General features: G+C 49.8%; 19 protein-coding genes. 15 read left to right on the top strand and 4 right to left on the bottom strand.

The annotated features are described in order from the left end of the window. From BW972_RS02375 to BW972_RS02305, 15 genes are all read left to right on the top strand, one after another. Positions 1-519 (top strand): GNAT family N-acetyltransferase, encoded by a 519-nt coding sequence (locus BW972_RS02375; RefSeq protein WP_007658031.1) that lies wholly within the window; start codon positions 1-3, stop codon positions 517-519. A 238-nt stretch (positions 520-757) separates the two neighbouring features. Further along, positions 758-4,123 carry a preprotein translocase subunit SecA gene (secA, locus tag BW972_RS02370; protein ID WP_076420851.1) on the top strand — a complete coding sequence of 1,122 codons (3,366 nt, stop codon included), beginning with the start codon at positions 758-760 and terminating at the stop codon, positions 4,121-4,123. A 137-nt stretch (positions 4,124-4,260) separates the two neighbouring features. Next, positions 4,261-4,932: a deoxyribose-phosphate aldolase gene (gene deoC / locus BW972_RS02365; protein WP_076420849.1), complete on the top strand. Its 672-nt coding sequence runs from the start codon at positions 4,261-4,263 to the stop codon at positions 4,930-4,932. Beyond that, positions 4,916-5,428: a sporulation protein gene (locus BW972_RS02360; protein WP_076420848.1), complete on the top strand. Its 513-nt coding sequence runs from the start codon at positions 4,916-4,918 to the stop codon at positions 5,426-5,428. The genes deoC and BW972_RS02360 overlap by 17 nt, the downstream gene beginning before the upstream one ends. Before the next feature lie 120 nt (positions 5,429-5,548). Continuing rightward, on the top strand, positions 5,549-6,748 hold the full coding sequence (locus tag BW972_RS02355) for a M20 metallopeptidase family protein (protein WP_076420846.1): 1,200 nt from the start codon (positions 5,549-5,551) through the stop codon (positions 6,746-6,748). A 5-nt stretch (positions 6,749-6,753) separates the two neighbouring features. Next, on the top strand, positions 6,754-7,530 hold the full coding sequence (locus BW972_RS02350) for a porin family protein (RefSeq protein ID WP_076420844.1): 777 nt from the start codon (positions 6,754-6,756) through the stop codon (positions 7,528-7,530). A 146-nt stretch (positions 7,531-7,676) separates the two neighbouring features. Further along, entirely contained in the window at positions 7,677-8,183 is a 507-nt protein-coding gene (locus tag BW972_RS02345) for an Hsp20/alpha crystallin family protein (RefSeq protein WP_007659683.1), read from the top strand. Between the two features lie 177 nt (positions 8,184-8,360). Beyond that, complete coding sequence (locus BW972_RS02340; protein WP_076420842.1) at positions 8,361-9,854, top strand: Do family serine endopeptidase; 1,494 nt, start codon at positions 8,361-8,363, stop codon at positions 9,852-9,854. Between the two features lie 164 nt (positions 9,855-10,018). Further along, entirely contained in the window at positions 10,019-11,593 is a 1,575-nt protein-coding gene (gene amaB, locus BW972_RS02335) for an L-piperidine-6-carboxylate dehydrogenase (RefSeq protein ID WP_076420840.1), read from the top strand. 383 nt (positions 11,594-11,976) lie between these two features. Beyond that, positions 11,977-12,534 carry an RNA polymerase sigma factor gene (locus tag BW972_RS02330; protein ID WP_007659677.1) on the top strand — a complete coding sequence of 186 codons (558 nt, stop codon included), beginning with the start codon at positions 11,977-11,979 and terminating at the stop codon, positions 12,532-12,534. A 27-nt stretch (positions 12,535-12,561) separates the two neighbouring features. Further along, positions 12,562-13,227, top strand: a complete 666-nt coding sequence (locus BW972_RS02325) for a hypothetical protein (RefSeq protein ID WP_007659675.1) — start codon at positions 12,562-12,564, stop codon at positions 13,225-13,227. Then, entirely contained in the window at positions 13,208-14,335 is a 1,128-nt protein-coding gene (locus BW972_RS02320; protein ID WP_143731813.1) for a hypothetical protein, read from the top strand. Before BW972_RS02325 ends, BW972_RS02320 begins: the two co-directional genes overlap by 20 nt. A 158-nt stretch (positions 14,336-14,493) precedes the next feature. Next, positions 14,494-14,919 carry a RidA family protein gene (locus tag BW972_RS02315; RefSeq protein WP_076421465.1) on the top strand — a complete coding sequence of 142 codons (426 nt, stop codon included), beginning with the start codon at positions 14,494-14,496 and terminating at the stop codon, positions 14,917-14,919. Between the two features lie 27 nt (positions 14,920-14,946). Continuing rightward, on the top strand, positions 14,947-16,767 hold the full coding sequence (locus tag BW972_RS02310; RefSeq protein WP_076420838.1) for a MutS-related protein: 1,821 nt from the start codon (positions 14,947-14,949) through the stop codon (positions 16,765-16,767). A gap of 69 nt (positions 16,768-16,836) precedes the next feature. Next, a complete protein-coding gene (locus tag BW972_RS02305; RefSeq protein WP_007659671.1) occupies positions 16,837-17,079 on the top strand; it encodes a hypothetical protein in 243 nt (80 codons plus the stop codon). Positions 17,080-17,195: 116 nt separating this feature from the next. On the opposite strand, the gene tsf is transcribed toward BW972_RS02305, so the two are convergent. The 4 genes from tsf to rplM form a co-directional block, all read right to left on the bottom strand. Continuing rightward, on the bottom strand, positions 17,196-18,029 hold the full coding sequence (tsf, locus tag BW972_RS02300; RefSeq protein ID WP_076420836.1) for a translation elongation factor Ts: 834 nt from the start codon (positions 18,027-18,029) through the stop codon (positions 17,196-17,198). Between the two features lie 213 nt (positions 18,030-18,242). Beyond that, positions 18,243-19,010 carry a 30S ribosomal protein S2 gene (rpsB, locus tag BW972_RS02295; protein ID WP_076420834.1) on the bottom strand — a complete coding sequence of 256 codons (768 nt, stop codon included), beginning with the start codon at positions 19,008-19,010 and terminating at the stop codon, positions 18,243-18,245. Between the two features lie 21 nt (positions 19,011-19,031). Continuing rightward, the gene (gene rpsI, locus BW972_RS02290; RefSeq protein ID WP_007657861.1) at positions 19,032-19,418 is read right to left on the bottom strand and encodes a 30S ribosomal protein S9; all 387 of its coding nucleotides are present in this window, start codon (positions 19,416-19,418) and stop codon (positions 19,032-19,034) included. Between the two features lie 6 nt (positions 19,419-19,424). Further along, positions 19,425-19,874 carry a 50S ribosomal protein L13 gene (gene rplM / locus BW972_RS02285; protein ID WP_007657860.1) on the bottom strand — a complete coding sequence of 150 codons (450 nt, stop codon included), beginning with the start codon at positions 19,872-19,874 and terminating at the stop codon, positions 19,425-19,427. Positions 19,875-19,999 lie beyond the last annotated feature (125 nt).

The following is a 19,999-nucleotide window of genomic DNA, read 5'->3' as shown; positions in this document are numbered from 1 at the left end:
ATGTTTCTTCGCTCCGAACATACCTACCTACGGGCTCTTGAACCGACCGACCTGGATTTTCTCTATACCTTAGAGAACGATATCTCCACGTGGCATGTTGGCAACACGCTTACGCCTTACTCTAAATTTGTGCTGGAGCAGTACCTCGAAAATGCCGCCCTCGACATATACACTGTCAAGCAGCTCCGCCTGGTTATCTGCAACCATAAACTAGACCCCATCGGCGCCATCGACCTCTTCGACTTCGACCCACTGCACCGTCGCGCAGGTATAGGTATCGTCGTTTCGGCTCCTCACCGCGGCCAAGGCCATGCTTCCGAGGCGCTCAATCTCTTGCTTGGTTACTGCCAGCACACCCTACAACTGCACCAGGTATACTGCAGCATCACCGCCAGCAACCACACCAGCCTTAAACTTTTCAAAAACGCCGGCTTCGAGGAAGTAGGCGTCCGCCGCGAATGGCTTCGCAAATCCGATGGGAATTGGGATGATGTGGTGGAGATGCAGCGGGTGTTTTAATCCCCATCCTGTCACAATGCCACAAACCAACTTACTACTTTCCCTTTCTGACACAGGAATTTACACTGCCTGAGCTTTGTTGAGAAAATAAGTATAGCCTATCGGCAAATATGGCAGAAACGCCATGCGGCTGTCATTCTGGTATTGTTTTGGTGCATTGCCTTAGATATATCAGAAAAACAGCTTATTTTTGACGATATTGCAAACGCAGGATTTCATTTAAGAATAACAAATACAGATGTTTGATTTTTTCGGTAAAACCGTTGCGAAACTATTCGGAACCAAGTCCGACAGAGATATAAAGGAGGTAGTGCCTTACGTATCCAAAATTAACGAGGAGTACGCAAAGCTCAACAGCCTCACCGACGACCAGCTTCGTCAGAAAACAATCGAGATCAAAGGCATTATTGATGAGCGCCTGAAGCCTACCGACGAGAAAATAGCCGCGCTGCACAAGCGTGTGGCCGACGAGCCGGAGCTGAACATTGTGCAGAAAGAGAATATTTTCTCGGAGATTGACGAACTGGAGAAGGATCGTAACAAAGAGCTGGAGGTAGTACTGATGGAAGTACTGCCTGTTGGTTTTGCCATTGTAAAAGAAACTGCCCGCCGCTGGAAAGAGAACGGTCAGCTGGTAGTAACCGCCAACGACATGGACCGCGAACTGTCAGCTCGTAAGCCAAATGTGCAGATCGACGGTGACAAAGCCATTTGGGCAAACAAGTGGATGGCTGCCGGCAACGAGATCACTTGGGAAATGCTGCACTATGATGTGCAGTTGATCGGTGGTATCGTGCTGCACCAGGGTAAAATTGCTGAGATGGCCACAGGTGAGGGTAAAACATTGGTAGCGACGCTGCCTGCCTTCCTGAATGCCCTTTCGAAGCGCGGTGTGCACGTGGTAACCGTGAACGATTACCTCGCCCGTCGTGACTCCGAGTGGATGGCGCCGTTGTTTGAGTTCCACGGCATCACGATCGACTGTATCGACAAGCACCAGCCTAACTCTGAAGCCCGCCGCAATGCCTACCGCGCGGATATCACGTACGGTACCAACAACGAATTCGGCTTTGACTACCTGCGCGACAACATGTCTCGCGAGACCAAGGACCTGGTACAGCGCAAGCATCACTACGCCATGGTCGATGAGGTAGACTCCGTGTTAATTGACGACGCCCGTACGCCACTGATCATTTCTGGGCCGGTGCCACGTGGCGACGAGCACGAGTTCTACCAATTGAAGCCACGCATCGCCACCCTGGTTGATGCGCAGCGTAAAGTCGTGATGAACTTCCTGACCGAAGCCAAGCGCCTGATCAAAGAAGGAAACACACAAGATGGTGGTCTGGCTTTGTTCCGTGCCTACCGTGGCCTGCCAAAGAGCAAGCCGCTAATCAAATTCCTCAGTGAGACGGGTAACCGCGCCATCATGCAAAAGGTAGAGAATTACTACCTGCAGGATAACTCCCGTATGATGCCGGAGGCCGATGAGCCGCTTTACTTCACCATTGACGAGAAGCACAACCAGATCGAGCTGACTGAGAAAGGTATCGACCTGATCACTGGGCAGGGTGAAGATCCGCAGCTGTTCATCCTGCCGGATATCGGTACAGAGATCGCCAACATCGAGAACGACAAGTCGCTCAACGAAGAGGAGTTGCTGCACGCAAAAGAAAAACTGATCGCTGATTTCCAGGAGAAGTCGAAGCGTGTGCATACCATCAACCAGTTGCTCAAGGCCTATACCTTGTTCGAGAAGGATACCGAGTATATCGTGACGCCGGACAACAAGGTGAAGATCGTTGATGAGCAGACAGGTCGTGTGATGGAAGGTCGCCGTTATTCTGACGGTCTGCACCAGGCTATCGAGGCGAAAGAAAACGTGAAAGTAGAGGATGCGACGCAGACCTATGCTACGGTTACGCTGCAGAACTATTTCCGTATGTACCACAAGTTGTCAGGTATGACAGGTACAGCCGAGACAGAGGCAGGTGAATTCTGGGACATCTACAAACTGGACGTGGTAGTGATTCCTACCAACCGTCCGATCCAAAGAAAAGATGAGCACGATAAGGTATACAAAACCACTCGTGAGAAATACAATGCTGTAGCCGACGAGATCGTTGAATTGACCGAAAAAGGCCGTCCGGTGCTGGTAGGTACTACTTCGGTAGAGATCTCGGAGCTCCTGAGCCGTATGCTGACGCTTCGCAAGATCAAGCATCAGGTACTCAACGCCAAAATGCACCAGAAAGAAGCCGAGATTGTGGCGGAAGCTGGTAAGCCGGGTACGGTAACCATCGCGACCAACATGGCCGGTCGTGGTACAGACATTAAGCTGACGCCGGAGTCGAAGGCTTCCGGTGGTCTGGCCATCATCGGTACGGAGCGCCATGAGTCTCGCCGTGTGGACCGCCAGTTGCGCGGTCGTGCAGGTCGTCAGGGTGACCCGGGTTCTTCGCAGTTCTTCGTGTCGCTGGAGGATAACCTGATGCGCCTGTTCGGCTCTGACCGTATTGCCCGTCTGATGGACCGCATGGGTCTGGAAGAAGGCGAGGTGATTCAGCACTCCATGATCACGAACTCAATTGAGCGTGCGCAGAAGAAGGTGGAGGAAAACAACTTCGGACAGCGTAAGCGCCTGCTCGAGTACGACGACGTGATGAACGCACAGCGTGAAGTGGTGTACAAGCGTCGCCGCAACGCTCTATACGGCGAGCGTCTGGAGCTCGATATCTGGAACATGATCTATGATATCAGCGAAGACATGGTGGTGAACTACAAAAACACCGCTGACTACGACAACTTCCAGCTGAACATCATCCGTGTATTCGGTATCAACACTGCTATTACAGAAGATGAGTTCAAGTCTGTGCAGGCCAACCAACTGGTAGAGCGACTGTACAACGAGGCGTTGAACCATTACCTGACGAAAAACAAGCAAACAGCCGAACAGGCTTACCCAATCATCGAGAACATCCATCTGAACCGTGGACCGATGATCGAGAACGTAGCGGTGCCATTCACAGACGGCAAACGCCAGTTAGCCGCCGTGGCAAATCTGACCAAGACGTATGAAAGCCATGCCATGGAGTTGATTCGTGCGATGGAAAAAGTAATTACGCTGGGTACGATCGACCAGGCCTGGACCGACCACCTGCGCCAGATGGACGACCTGAAGCAGGTAGTGCAGAACGCCGTGTACGAGCAGAAAGACCCGCTGTTGATCTACAAGTTCGAGTCGTTTGAGCTGTTCAAGCGAATGATCGGCAAAGTGAACGAAGAGACGGTATCCTTCCTGTTCCACGCCTACATACCAGTGCAGGCACCAGAGCAGGTGCAGGAGCCACGTGCGCCACAAATGCCAAAGCCGCCAGTGTTGCACGAGCAGAAAGAGGAAGTGCACTCGTCGCTGGAGCATAACAGCAGCCCGATGCACGCTCCGGAACCGGAGAAGATCATGCCCGCACACTCTCAAAAAGTGGCCGGTCGCAACGATCGTGTAAGCGTGCAGTACAATGATGGCCGTGTGCTCAAGGACGTGAAATTCAAAACGGTAGAGGAGGATTTGCTCCACAACCGCTGCGTACTGATTGAAGACTAATCCCAGATAGCCGCCTTCTGAAAAGTCTTGCGGCTATTCTTTTACATGATCATCTGAAAGCAAAGGATATAAGAACGGGTGCAATACCCAGGCATTATATCCTTTGTCTTTGTTTAAAACATCTTTTGTCAAGAATTATGTCAGGAGAAGATCTTGCTACTTATATAGACCACACTATTTTGCGACCTGATGCGACAGCTGAGCAGGTGATGCAATTGTGTGACGAGGCCCGCAGCTACGGTTTCGCGGCAGTGTGCGTGCCACCATGCTATGTGCAGGCAGCTGCCGAGCGACTGGGGCCAGGCGCAAGAGTGAAAGTGGCCACGGTGGTGGGCTTTCCGTTAGGTTATCAGCATCCGAAAGTAAAGTTTCTGGAGACTCACCAAGCCATAGCAGACGGCGCAAATGAAATTGATGTGGTAATGAACGTGTCGTTCTTTAAGTCTGGCAGGTATAGCGAGATACAGAATGAGCTGAGCGACCTGGCGAACTTCTGCCATCTGAAAGAGGCGGAGCTGAAAGTGATCATCGAGACGGCTTTGCTTTCGCAGGACGAGATCTCCAAATCCTGTGAGATATGTGCCGCAGCCGGTGTAGACTTTGTGAAAACCTCGACAGGCTTTGCTTCGGGAGGTGCCCGGGTAGAGGATATTCAGCTGATGCGCCGTGTACTGCCGAGCCACATCAAAATAAAAGCCTCGGGAGGCATTAAAACATACGCCGATGCCCTGGCGTTAATTGAGGCGGGAGCTGACCGGTTAGGTTGCTCTGCCAGTATTCAAATTGTAAAGCATGAACAGAGCGCTTAGTTTTCTTTTTATTATTGCCCTGATAGTATCATCGGCCTGCAAGCCTTCAGCAGAGGCCCGCACAAGTTCACCGGACAGAACCACTACCAGTGCCCGTGTAGTAGATGACATCAGCGTATACCGTCCGACTTACCCGGCCGATGCGGCCAATGCCCCGGCAGCTGCCAGAGTAGAACCGACTAACCATGCGAATGCCAAGGTAGCCGTGCTGATGGACTCGGTGGCCAGTGTGAACAAGAACATACGCTATGCGCAGGGTTACCGCATACTGGCCTACAACGGCTCGGAGCGCCAGACCGTGATGGACCTGCGCAAGGCGATCATCGCCCGCGTGCCTGAGGAGAAAGACTACCTGACTTACCAGCAGCCAAACTTCAGACTAAAAATAGGCGACTATTTTACACGCATGGAGGCGCAGCAGGTGCTCAACCAGATCAGTGATCTTATACCTAACGCCCACATTGTGCAGGAGCAGATCAACATACCTAAAAACTAAGGTATAGCGAGCCGCTACAGGTATACAGCGTTGCAGTTGCTCAGGCGGCTGCAACGTTTTTCTTTTTATATTTGACAGAAGTTACCAGGTCAGTCAATGGCCTGTCGCCCTATTACTTACATGAATCAATTAGCACAGAAAATAAAAGAGCTGGCCACAACCTATACCCAGGACACGGTAGGTATACGCCGGCACCTGCACGCCAATCCGGAGCTTTCCTTTGAAGAGCACAATACGGCTGCCTACGTGGAGCAGGTGCTGCAAAGCTACGGGCTGGAAACTACCCGCATGGCTAACACCGGAGTGGTTGCGCTTATCAAAGGCCGTAAGCCGGAAAGTAAAACCATTGCCCTGCGTGCCGACCTGGATGCACTGCCGATCACAGAACAGAATGCCGTAGACTACAAATCAAAGCATGAGGGCGTGATGCATGCTTGCGGACATGATGTGCACACGGCTTCTTTGCTGGGAGCTGCCCGCATTCTGCAGGAGCTGCGCAACGAGTTTGAAGGCACAGTGAAGCTGGTGTTTCAGCCGGGAGAGGAGAAGTTTCCGGGAGGCGCCTCCATCATGATCAAAGAGGGAGTGCTGCAGCAACCGGCTCCGACAGGTATAATTGGTCAGCACGTGTTCCCGATGCTACCGGCCGGCAAGGTCGGTTTCAGGTCAGGTATGTACATGGCCAGCGCCGACGAGATTTACATCACCGTGAAAGGCAAGGGCGGTCACGCGGCCCTGCCAGAGCTCAATGTGGACCCGGTGTTGATCACATCGCACCTGATCGTGGCCCTGCAGCAGATCGTGAGCCGCCATGCCAGTCCTAAGGTACCAACAGTGCTTTCTTTCGGAAAAGTAGAGGCCTTGGGAGCTACTAATGTGATTCCGAATGAGGTGAAGGTAGAAGGCACTTTCCGGACCATGGATGAGGTATGGCGCAAAGAGGCGCACCGCCGTATACGCAAACTGGCCGAGGGACTTTGCGAAAGCATGGGCGGCAGCTGCGACATCGACATTAAGTTTGGCTACCCTTTCCTGAAGAATGACCCTGATCTGACCGGGCGTGCCCGTGAGGCAGCAGCGCTATACCTGGGAGCTGACAATGTAGTGGATTTGGACCTTTGGATGGGAGCCGAGGACTTTGCCTATTACTCGCAGGAAGTGGCCGCCTGCTTCTACCGATTGGGTACTCGCAATGAGGACCGTGGCATTACTTCGGGTGTGCATACCCCGACATTTGACATTGACGAAGCAGCACTGGAAACCAGCATCGGCCTGATGGCCTGGATTGCCGTGCAGGAACTGGCAGCTGAAAACCGATAATATTTATGAGAAAGCTATACCTGATACTCGCATTGGCAGTGCTGCCGCTTCTAAGCAACGCCCAAAGCAAAATAAAGGCACCAACTGCCATCTGGCCTGAGTTGCAACTGAGCTATGGCCTCGGCGATAATGGTTTGCTGTTTCTGCAGAATCAGTACCGCATCAACACTGACGAGCGCTACAACGGCATGGGCAGCTTCGAACGCATAGAGTTCACGCTGGGTTATGAGCATGCCTTCACGGATTACTGGCTGGCGGGTGCTATGTTCCGCTATGCCAAGGAAGACATGCCCTCGAGTAACTTTACCTCGGCTTTTATCCGTCATGCTGGTAACATCAAGGGCTTATATTTCAATAAACAGCTGATGCTGGATTACGTGAACCAGGAGCGACGCGATCCTTTTGCACGGTTCAGGCTGATGGCAGAGTTGGGCAAGCGCCTTCCGCTGGGGCAGCGCTTCATCACGCCGTCACTTTCTTACGAGATGTTTGTGGTGAAGGAGTTCGGCGAAGAAACAAACGAATTGTTGATACGCACCATCGATCGCACCCGTCTCAGATTGGACGCCACTTACGAGATTAGCGAGCGGTTTCGTGTCACGCCTTACTTCCTCCGCCAGACCGATTACTACTTTGTGGAGGTGGGGCCAAAATATGACGAAGACGGGGTGCTAATCGAGCAAGGCTATACCACGAAGCGCAACCGCATTTCACCCGTCTTTGGCCTGGAGCTAAAATACACTATCAATAGAGCGGTTTCTACAGGCAGCTATACCTACTAAGTTTCTGAAAAATTGACAGGAACGTCAGCTTTAAGGAGCTTATTAAATGACATTATTTCATGATTTTATAAAATAATACGACTGGCAAAATTTTGGCTATATCCTGATTGTAAGTGAAAACAAAAACTTAAAAAAAGGAGGTAGTTATGGTACTTAGAAAATATAACGGCATGCAGGATGACATGCCTCAGACTTTCAGTTCAATGCTAGACAGATTCTTCAACGAGTCTGTAAACTCAAGGGGCTTCGCAGGTTTTACACCACATGTCGATGCCTGCGAAACCGAGAACGGTTACGAAATTGAAGTAGCCTTGCCAGGTATTCGCAAAGAGGACATCTCGATCGATTTCCAGGAAGGTAAGCTAACGATTTCGGGTGAGCGCCGCTTTGAGAAGAAAGAGGAAGGGCGTCGCTACCAGATGCTGGAAACACAGTACGGTACTTTCTCCCGCTCTTTCTATCTGCCTGACAATGTAAATGCAGACAAGATATCTGCACAACTGCAGGACGGTGTGCTCGTGGTGAACGTGCCAAAAGACGAGCAGAAAACGATGAAGCGCCAGATCACAATCTCAGGTGGGGAGGAAGCGAAGCAGCCAGCGAAACAAAAGCGAGTGGCAGCCTCAGCCACTGAGAACGGAAGAGAAAAATAAGAACAGCGAATAACAAAAAAGAGGCCACCTAAACTGGCCTCTTTTTTGTTATAGAAATGTTAAAGAATGCGAATTGCCTTGACCTTGTATACCACCGTATAGTATATTAGCGTTATAGGTTTGTTATATATATAATCCTTAATATTAGATATTCACCAATCAGGAGGAGTTCAATACATGAAGACGAAACAGTTTATTGTTGGCCTCACACTTTCGGCGCTGATGGGCGGCGGTGTGGCAGTAGGCAGCTATAAGTTGCTGGAGAATGATAGTCCGCAGGGAGTAGAGACTCAACAGCAGTATCCGACCGTACGCTACACGAGCGATATGCGCAGCAGCGATGTGATCGTACCGGAAGGTCTTAATTTTATAAAAGCAGCGCAAGTAACTACCCCTGCCGTGGTGCACGTGATGACCGAGTATAGTGCGCGCACGGCACAGCGCAGTAATACGCCCATGGACCCGTTCCTGCGTGAGTTCTTTGGCGACGGCTTTGGAGAGCGTGTACCGCGTGGCCCTCAGATGGGTTCCGGTTCCGGCGTAATCATTGCCTCTAACGGCTACATCGTGACCAACAACCACGTAATCGACCGTGCCGACAAAATAGAAGTGACGCTGGATGATAAGCGTAAGTTTGAAGCCACACTGGTAGGTACCGATCCTACCACTGATTTGGCGCTGTTGAAGATCAACGCGGACAAATTGCCAGTAATACGCTACGGTAACTCTGACGATCTGCAGGTAGGGGAGTGGGTGCTGGCTGTAGGTAACCCGATGAACCTGACCTCTACAGTAACAGCTGGTATCGTGAGTGCCAAGGGGCGCAACATTAACATTCTGCGCACTACCCAAAACCGCGACCTGAGCATCGAGTCATTTATTCAGACAGATGCGGCTGTGAACCCGGGTAACAGTGGGGGAGCTCTGGTAAACTTGAATGGTGATCTTGTAGGTATAAATACCGCTATTGCATCGCAGACAGGCTCTTTTGCCGGTTATTCTTTTGCTGTGCCTTCGGCTATTGTGAGCAAAGTTGTAGATGACCTTCTCAAGTATGGCGAAGTGCAGCGTGCCCTGTTAGGAGCCCGCATTCAAGAAATTGATGCTGCCCTGGCAAAAGAGAAAAACCTGAGCACGCTGAATGGTGTGTATTTGGCTGAAGTAGAAGAAGGTGGCGCCAAAGAAGCTGGTCTTCGCAATGGTGACGTAATTACAGCGATCAACGATGTGAAAGTAGCCCGCTCTTCGCAGTTGCTGGAGCAGGTGGCCCGCTACCGTCCTGGTGATAAAGTGAAAGTGGAATACCTGCGTGATGGTAAGAGTCGCACAGCCAATGTAACACTGAAGAACCTGAATAACAGCACCGAGATTTCGAAGCGTAGCACTGCCAACTCCGTAACCTTTGACGGTGCTACATTTGAGGCAGTGAGCAAGCAGGAAATGAACAAGCTAGGTATAGACGGTGGCGCCAAGATCGCGAACGTTGCCAAAAGCAAGTTCCGCGACACTGGAATGAAAGACGGTTTCATCATTACACGCATCGATAAGTATGCGGTGAACGTGCCTTCCGATGTGGAGCGCCACCTGAAGAACTTTGAGACCGGCATTGTTTATATTGAGGGTGTATACCCTGACGGTCTGAAAGCCTACTATCCGATCGGAAAGCGCTAAGACCTAACTATAGCATAAAAAGCTTCTGCCATGCATGGCAGAAGCTTTTTTGTTTTAATAGAAGAGAAAAAAGGCCTATCTTCATGCAGCAGAGCGGTCTGCACGTCAGCTCGCTACTGTAGATCACAGTTACAACACCTTTAACTCAAAACACAGGTAAAATTATGAAACAGACCATAGATGAGCTGCCATTGACGAAAGCGATTGCCGATGTGCTGCAGCAGCTAGGTATAAAAGAACTGAACCCAGCCTACAGCACTGGCCTGAAATGGGGCGGCGAAAATAACACTACCCGCGATATTTATTCCCCAGCCGATGGCAACCTGATTGCGACCGTGAACATGGCCAATGCCGACAACTACGAGCAAGTGGTAAGCACCGCTCAGGAAGCCTTTAAGGTATGGCGCCAGATGCCGGCACCGAAACGAGGCGAGGTTGTACGCCAGATTGGAAACAAGCTGCGTGAGCACAAAGAGGCGCTGGGCAAATTGGTGAGCTACGAAATGGGCAAGATCCTGCAGGAAGGCCTTGGCGAAGTACAGGAGATGATCGACATCTGCGACTTCGCTGTTGGTTTGTCTCGCCAGTTGCACGGCTACACGATGCACTCTGAGCGTCCGCAGCACCGCATGTACGAGCAGTACCATCCGCTGGGCATCGTGGGCGTTATCTCAGCCTTCAACTTCCCGGTAGCCGTTTGGAGTTGGAACGCCATGCTGGCCGCTGTTTGCGGCGACGTGACCATCTGGAAACCATCTGAGAAAACACCTCTTACCGCCATCGCCTGTCAGCACATCATCCGCGACGTGCTGGCCGACAACGAATTGCCGGAAGGTATATTCAATGTGATCATCGGTGATGCTGAGATCGGCAGCCTGATGGCGCATGACACCCGCGTGCCACTGGTATCTGCTACAGGCTCTACCCGTATGGGCAAGAAAGTGGGCGAGGCCGTTGGTGCTCGTCTGGGCAAGTCGCTGCTGGAGTTAGGTGGTAACAATGCCATCATCATGACAGAGAATGCCGACATTGAAATGGCGCTTCGTGCCGTGGTGTTCGGTGCCGTGGGTACCTGCGGACAGCGCTGTACCTCTACCCGCCGTTTGATCATCCACGAAAATATTTTTGATCAGGTACGCGACCGTTTGCTCAAAATCTACCCGAACCTGCCGATTGGTCACCCGCTGAGCGATACCACGCTGGTTGGGCCGCTCATCGATAAAGACGCTGTAAAGGCCTTCCGGAATGCATTGGAAGAAGTGCAGAAAGAAGGTGGTAAGCTATTGACTGGTGGTGAAGTGCTGGAAGGCGAACAATACGCAACCGGAACCTATGTGACGCCAGCCATAGTAGAAGCCGAGAATCACTACCACATGGTGCAGGAAGAAACCTTTGCGCCAATCCTATACCTGATCAGGTATAGCGGAGGCGTAGACAATGCCATTGAAATTCAAAACGGAGTGAAGCAGGGCCTTTCTTCTTCTATTTTCTCGACGAACATGCTGGAGACAGAGGCCTTCTTAAGCCATTGGGGCTCTGACTGCGGCATTGCTAACGTAAATATTGGTACGTCTGGTGCTGAGATCGGCGGAGCTTTTGGTGGTGAGAAAGACACAGGGGGCGGCCGCGAGTCTGGTTCCGATGCCTGGAGAATCTACATGCGTCGTCAAACCAACACCATCAACTACAGCCGCGAACTGCCACTGGCGCAGGGTATCAAGTTTGATATTATGGATTAAGGATCAGGATTTGGCGGATTTTTTAGGATGGACAGGATTGGATAACCTTTGTGCTAAGCGTAACACATATTGAATTTTGAACCAGTAATCTATTTCAGAAGACATACTCAATCCTATCTATCGTAATCCTGAAAATCCTGATTCATACTAAGCCAGCTCCATCCGGAGCTGGCTTTTTTGTGACCATACCTGACAAATAAGTGAAGCGTTGTAATGCAACTGTGAGCAACGGATAAATTTTAAAAATATTTTGCAACTTGATGCAACCCAACGGATTCGCTTGTGTCTTTAGTGCAGAAAGTAGGAAGGGGAGGCAAAGATATAAGATGAAATAAGAGAATAAGTCGACTAACAAGGCAAAAAAAACGATAAACGAGGCGATTTTGGAAAAAGGCACTTTTCAGGATGTAAATGCACAAGTAGTGCAGCGCTGCAGGGAAGGGGATAACCGTGCCCAGTACGAACTGTACAAATTGTACTCCAAAGCCATGTTTAACGTGAGTATGCGCATCACCAACGACTATGCCGAGTCTGAGGACGTGCTGCAGGAAGCCTTCATCAGCGCCTTCAAAAACCTGCATTCTTATAAAGCAGAAGCTTCATTCGGGAGCTGGCTCAAAAGGATTGTGATCAATGCCTCGGTAAACGCGGTACGCAAGCGACGCTCGGAACTGGTGCCGCTCGAAGACCGCATCGCCGGGGACATACCTGACGAGGAGTATGATGATGATACCGAGTGGCAGGTAGAGCAGGTACGCCGCGCCATACAGCGCTTGCCTGATGGCTACAGAGTGGTGCTGAGTTTATACCTGCTGGAAGGCTTCGACCATGCCGAGATTGGAGAGGTGCTGGGTATAAGCGAGTCCACTTCGAAGTCACAGTACAGCCGGGCCCGCAAGAAGCTGCTGGAGATTATGAAAGACACACATTCCATGGCCTAGCCGTGGTTGATTATAAAGAGAAGAGAGATGAAAGATAGATTAAAGGAATTTGTGAATGAAAACCGGGAGGACTTCGACATGTTCGAGCCCAGACCGGAGCTTTGGCAGGAAATCTGTTCCGAGCTGAATACACAAAAGGCACTGGAGGAGAAGCCCCGCAAAGAAGCCAAGGTGATCAGCATCAACTTCGGGGAGCGACTCAACTTCACTGCCGACTTCATGTTCATGAGGGTGGCCGCCACCATTGTGCTCTTGCTGGCCTGTGGTATCACCCTCTGGATGGTGAAACAGAACAGCCCGACTGCTACTAACATCATCGCCGCAAATACTACAGTGGGTGAGCAGCCTTCCGTGTACCAGGTGGCGCCAGAACTGGCCGAGGTGGAAGTGTACTACACCAGCCAAATCAACAGCAAACGCGAAGAGCTAAGCGAATACGACCTGAAAGTGCTGGGCTTGGATGAGACACGCGCCATAGACCGCGAACTGGCCCGTCTCGACAGCAGCTATACCCAACTCAAGAATCAATTACATACCACGCCGAACACCGACCAGGTGATGGCGGCCATGATCCAAAACCTGCAGATCCGGATCGAAGTGCTGAACCGTCAGTTGGAAGTGCTCAAGAAAATAGAAGCTATAAAAGAACAGGATACTACTGAACCACAGAACAATGGAACGACAACTATTTAAATCATTGCGCTACCACATAGCTACGCTTTTGGTTATACTGCCAGCCCTGGCCATGGCACAGCCTTATGCGCCGGAGCCTTGCCCAAGCCAAATGCCACCTGCGCCACCAGCCCTTGACGCGCAGCAGACACTGCCACCTGCTCCTCCTTTGCCACCAGCGCCTCCTGTGGTGGTGCCGCCGCATCATTCAGGCTGGCAGGAAGCTGAGGTTTATTCGTATAGCTCTGAGAAGCGCAAAACTTTTGAAAAGACCTACAAGGTTAACAAGTCCGATGTGCTGAATATCGATAATAAGTTCGGCAACGTGCACGTAAGCACCTGGAACCGCAACGAGATTCAGGTAAAGGTCGATATTGTCAGCCGAGCCAACTCAGAGCAGGCAGCGCAGGAGATGCTGAACAAGATCAATATAAGCGATAACCGCAGTGGTAATACCATTGTTGTGAAGACTGAAATGGGGTCTATGAACTCTAACGGTCGTCACCAAAGTTTCGAGGTCAACTACACGGTGAACATGCCAGCTGATAATAACCTGGTAGTGAAGAATAGCTTTGGTAACGTATACCTTCCCGACATGAAAGGCAAAGTGGATCTTCACGTGCGTTACGGTGCCTTTAAGGCAGGTAATTTGACGAACTCTTCCAACTCAATTAAAGCTTCGTATTGCCGAAGCATTCCAAACACCATCGGATACCTGAACAAAGGCAATGTGGATCTGGCGTATTCTACCCTTAGTCTGAGCAATACGAATGGTATAAACGGCTCTGTGAAGTACAGTGATCTAAAGATTGGCAATCTATCCGAAGTATTGGAAATGGATGTAAAATACAGCTCCTTTAAGATTGACAATGTGAAAAAGAATTTCAAGAACATCTCACTCAACAGTGGTTATACTCCAATCCAACTGCACTTTGAGGATGATTCAGCATTCGATTTTAATGTCAATGTACAGTTTGCAGAGTTTCAAGTGGATCGCAACCTCGTGAAGTTTACCACTCTGGAGAAAGGCCATACTTCAGCGGAGTATAAAGGCAAGTATGGTAACTCAACTTCCAAAGGCTCTATCAACATCACGTCCAAGTATAACGACGTGAAGTTTACAAAATAACAAATTGATTTATAACCTATTATCATCGATTGGGTTGAATAATAGAGTTTGTTTAAGGTGAGAGATGCCGGCTGGTTCATAGGCCGGCTCTTTTGTTTAAGAGGTATGGGGGAAGCTGCTTGACGCAGAATGCTGGCAAGAATGTTTTATATTTGAGTATGACAAACGATAAAGAGCTTCTCAATTCATCGAAAGCCCCTGAGCCGGTGGGGCTATACCCGCATGCCCGCCGTGTGGGCAATCTTTTGTTTCTGTCTGGCGTTGGACCAAGAGAACGTGGCACTAAGAAAATCCCAGGTGTAGAGCTGGACGAGGCAGGTAACATTACGTCGTACGACATAGAGGCGCAGTGCCACTCCGTGTTCCAAAATGTGCGCTATATTCTGGAGGACGCAGGTTCTAGTTGGGCAAACCTGGTAGACGTAACGGTCTTCCTGACGAACATGAAAGATGACTTTGCGACCTACAACCGCATCTATGCCGAGTATTTCAAGGATAATCAACCTTGCCGCACTACCGTGGAGATAAACAAACTGCCAACCCCTATTGCCATCGAGTTGAAGTGCATCGCCACGATCGATTAGGCTATACCTGCAAACAAAATAGTTTACGTGAACAACAGAGAAAACGAATTTAAGCAGCGGGCCTCGGCCTACGCTGAACAGGAGCAGAAAGCAGCCGGTAAATCTAAAACAGTTTCGTGGTTGCGTGTGGTGGTATTTGTGGCGGGAGCTATTACGGCTTGGCTCTTTTTCAGAGATGGCAACACCAGCGCAGGCATCATCAGCATCGTCGGGTTTTACATTCTGTTTGTGCTGGTCATGCGCTGGCACAGCCAGCTCGACTACAGGTACAAACAGTTGCAGTTGCTCGGCAAGCTCAACTTGCAAGAGATTGATCGTCTGCAAGGCAAACTGCATGGCTTCGATGGCGGCGATGACTTCAGAGACGATCATCATCCCTATACCTCCGACCTGGATATCTTCGGTCCGGACTCACTTTTCCAGTTGATGAACCGCTCCGTGACGAGCATTGGCAGACTACGGCTTGCTCAATGGTTTCGGCAGGCAGCTCCTACCCCAACAGTGTTGCGCCGGCAGGAGGCGGTGGCAGAATTGGCTCAGCCTGAGCAACAGGAATGGCTGCAGCAGGCCATCGTGAAGCCGATGCATTACAAGCACACCGAGGCAAACACCCATGAGTTTTTTGACTGGCTACGGGCGCAGCACTTCTATAAGGAGCATCCCTGGCTGAAGCTGTTGGTGTTTGTGCTGCCTATATTGACCTTAGGGTCCATTGCGGCTTGGTTCTATGGCTACTCGGGGTACATCGCGGTTGGCTTTTTAGCTATCCAGTACTTGCTGGGTCTCAAATTCCAGAAGCAACGCGACGATTATTATGACAAGAGTATTGGTATGTATGAGGCTATGCAAAGTTACACTGACCAGCTGCGCCACCTTGAGCCCCATACCTTCAAAGCTTCAATGCTGGAGGAGATTCGAGCAAAGCTCTACCGAGGCAACACGCCTGCTTCCGCTGCTATCGGCAAAGTAGCTACCATCATCGATTATTTCTCCTGGCGACTGAGCACGCTGATGAGCTTTTTCCTGAACACGATCCTGATGTGGGATTTCGTGTGGATCTACCGGTTAGAAGTCTGGAAAGCAGAGCACCTGGAACAGGTAGAAGCGTCACTGGAACTGTTGGCGGAATTTGAGGCGTTGGCTAGTATGGCAGCTTACCAATATGCCCAACCGCACTTTGCTATACCTCAGCTGAGCGCTATACCTTTTGAGTTCGATGCTGAGGGGCTGGCGCATCCGCTCATTTTTTCGGTGGAACGAATCGCAAACGATTTTCAGATGCAGGGAGCCGGCAGGACCATTGTGGTGACAGGCTCGAATATGTCTGGTAAGACGACCTTCCTGCGCACCGTAGGCATCAACATGGTGCTGGCCTTCATGGGAGCAGCCGTATGCGCCCGCCGCCTCACAGTGGCCCCTACGCAGGTATACACCGCCATGCGTACCGCTGATAATCTAGCTGAAAACACTTCGTCTTTTTACGCCGAACTCAAGCGCCTGCGCATTTTGCTCAATATGACAGAAGGGGAAGAGCCGGTCTTCTACCTCCTCGACGAGATACTCAAAGGCACGAACTCCCGCGACCGACACGCTGGTGCCATGGCCCTGATCCGGCAGTTGCACCGCCGCAACGCCTCCGGCCTTATCTCAACGCACGATCTGGAACTGGGCGCGATGGAGCAGGAGTTGCCAGGCAGTGTCGAGAACTTCAGTTTCAACAGCACCATTGAGGGCGACAAGATCCTGTTTGACTATACTTTGCAGCGGGGTATCTGCCGCAGTTTCAATGCCAGCAAGCTGATGCAGTTGATGGGGATTGAGATGGAGCGGACCGATGCGGCAGGGTAAAGGCATGTACCTAAAGCCTGATTTTACGTTAGCATAGCAACACATTTAAACCAACCAGTAAATAAACCTATGAGAGTAGTAGCCGACATACCTAACCCGCACGTGAAAATCACGCTGCACTCCTATAACGGTAAGTATATTCTGAAGCTAGAGAAAGCCAACCTGGAGCAGATTTATAAAATAGAAGAAACCGAGGTAGCAGGAGATGAGGGCGCCATTGCCCTGCTGGACGAGGAGTTCATCGAAGCTGTTGTGAACCGTTTCCAGGATATGCGGGATGCCTTTGTGTCGACAGTTAGACGGAATGACTAAATACAGCCAGTACATTGTATCTCAGCAGTAGACTATCAACTGCTGCATAATACAGGTATAGATAAAAAAAGGCGCTGATCACTCAGCGCCTTTTTCAATATGGTTACCAACGTGGTTTAGCCGATAGCTACACGCTTAAACTCAGATACAGTCAAACCTTTGCTAGTCTTCTCAAGCAGCTGAGAGATAGTCAAAGAAGAGTCTTTTACGAACTCCTGGTTCAACAGCGTGCTCTCTTTGTAGAACTTGTTCAGTTTACCTTGAGCGATTTTCTCCAGCATTTGCTCTGGCTTGCCTTCAGCACGTGCCTGCTCTTTGCCGATCTCGATTTCACGCTCGATAGTAGCTGCGTCAACGCCGTCTTTGTCAAGAGCGATTGGCTTCATGGCTGCGATCTGCATCGCGATGTCCTTACCAACTTCAGTTACATCAGTACCGTTGGTGTTGTTCATAGCTACCAACACACCCAGTTTACCGTTAGAGTGGTTGTACGCTACTACTTTCTCAGCCTTTACAGTCTCGTAAGAAACCACGTCGATTTTCTCACCGATTTTACCCATCAGATCCGTGATGTGGTCTTGCAGTGAACGACCGTCAGCCTGAGCTGTTGCTAGTAATTCTTCTTTAGAAGAAGCGCCAGTAGAAACAGCTGCATCCAGTACTGACTGCGCCAGGTTTTTGAAGTCTTCTACTTTTGATACTGGCTCAGTTTCGCAAGCAAGAGCAACTACAACACCTGTAGTACCATCTTCGCTTACCTGAGTCAACACAATACCTTCAGAAGTAGCATTGTCAGCACGCTTGCTGGCAATCTTCTGGCCCTGCTTGCGCAGAATATCTTTAGCAGCTTCGAAGTCGCCGTTGGCTTCAGTAAGTGCTTTTTTGCAATCCATCATACCTGCACCAGTTTCCTGGCGAAGTCTGTTAACGTCTTGTGCTGTAATAGCCATGATTTTATAATTAAGAATTATGAATTAATAATTAAGAATTATCTACTGTGAGGTTTTCCGAAAAGAAGTACTGGAACTGGTCTATTACTTTCGCAGTCTTTAATTCTATATCAGAATTTCTTTTTCTCCTTCCTGATTCCCCTAAAACAAACTGAACATTGAAGCTTTAAGGCCCAATGTTCAGTTTGTTTACTATGCTATATGCATGCGAGATTATTGCTCGTCAGCTTCCTGCTTGGCTTTGATGCCTTCTTCTTCAGAACGCTTGCGCTCAGTCTCTTCTTTGTCCACTTTACGCTCAGACAGACCTTCTTCAATGGCCTTACCCATAATAGAAACGATCAGGGCGATAGACTTAGAAGCGTCATCGTTTGCTGGGATTGGGAAGTCAACCGTCTCAGGGTTTGAGTTTGTATCGCAAACTGCGAATACAGGCAGGTTCAACTTCTGTGCTTCTTTTACTGCGATGTGCTCACGCTTCACGTCCACGATGAACAGAGCAGCTGGCAGGCGAGACAGGTCGGCGATACCACCCAGTACACGCTCCAGTTTCTCACGCTCACGAGAAAGCATCAGACGCTCACGCTTTGCGATAGCTGCATAAGCTGTGTTGTCTTTCACCATCTTATCGATAGTAGACATTTTCTTAAGCGACTTACGCACAGTAGCGAAGTTTGTAAGCATACCACCTAACCAACGGTCAGTTACATAAGGCATTTTAAGACGACGAGCTTCTTCAGCTACGATGTCCTGTGCCTGCTTCTTGGTAGCTACGAAAAGGATTTTGCGACCAGACTTGGCGATGTTCTTGATAGCTGAAGTAGCTTCCTCAAGGGCAACCAGTGTCTTGTTCAGGTCAATGATGTGGATACCGTTCTTCTCCATGAAGATGTACGGAGCCATTTTCGGATCCCACTTGCGGGTAAGGTGACCGAAGTGAACACCTGCCTCAAGTAATTCTTTATAATTAGTACTTGCCATGTTGTTGATACACCTTTAATATTAACGTTTACTGAACTGGAATGAACGACGCGCTTTGCGCTTACCGAACTTCTTACGCTCCACCATACGAGGATCTCTGGTTACGAATCCTTCTTTGCGGAGTGCAGATTTAGTCTCGGCGTTTTCTACTACCAGTGCTTTCGCGATAGCAAGTCTAAGTGCTTCAGCCTGGCCGCTTACACCACCACCTTTTAGATTAGCAGTAACATCGTACTTGCCAATAACTTCTAAGGTTTGAAACGGCTGATTCACAATAGTTTGCAGTACTTCGTCAGGGAAGTACGCCTTGATATCTTTACCGTTAATAGTGATATTCCCTTGCCCGGCCGTCATGTAGATACGAGCCACCGAGGTTTTTCTTCTACCAGATGTATTGATAACTTCCATTAATTATTAGATGTTGAGGGTTAATTCTTTAGGCTGCTGAGCTGCAAATGGATGCTCGCTTCCTGCAAAAACATGAAGATTACGGAATAGCTCGCGACCTAGTGGGCCTTTTGGCAACATGCCACGAACAGCACGCTCTACAAGCAGTGTAGAGGATTTAGCCTTAAGCTCACGTGGAGAAGTCTTGCGCTGACCACCTGGGTAACCAGTGTGCGACAGGTAGTACTTCTGATCCCACTTGCGGCCTGTGAAACGAACATTATCAGAGTTGATAACGATTACGTTGTCACCGCAGTCAGCGTTTGGCGTGAATGAAGGCTTGTTCTTGCCTTTCAGGATCTTGGCGATTTCAGACGCCACGCGACCCAAGCTTCCTTGCCCTGCATCAATAATCACCCAGCCTTTGTTGGCTGTCTTCTTATTGACAGTAAGGGTCTTATAACTTAAATGATCCATTTTTGGTGGTTGTAAGCGATTTATTTAACAATTAATTTTTTCTCGAGGGTTCTTGAAAAATGGTCACAAAGATAGAAAGTCTTTATTTGATATGCAATACTTGATGTAGAAATATGCTGGAATAC

This window comes from Pontibacter lucknowensis, assembly GCF_900156415.1.
Taxonomy (GTDB): Bacteria; Bacteroidota; Bacteroidia; order Cytophagales; family Hymenobacteraceae; genus Pontibacter; species Pontibacter lucknowensis.
Note: the sequence above shows the minus strand (reverse complement) of the source record. Positions and strands in the feature narration are given on the sequence as shown.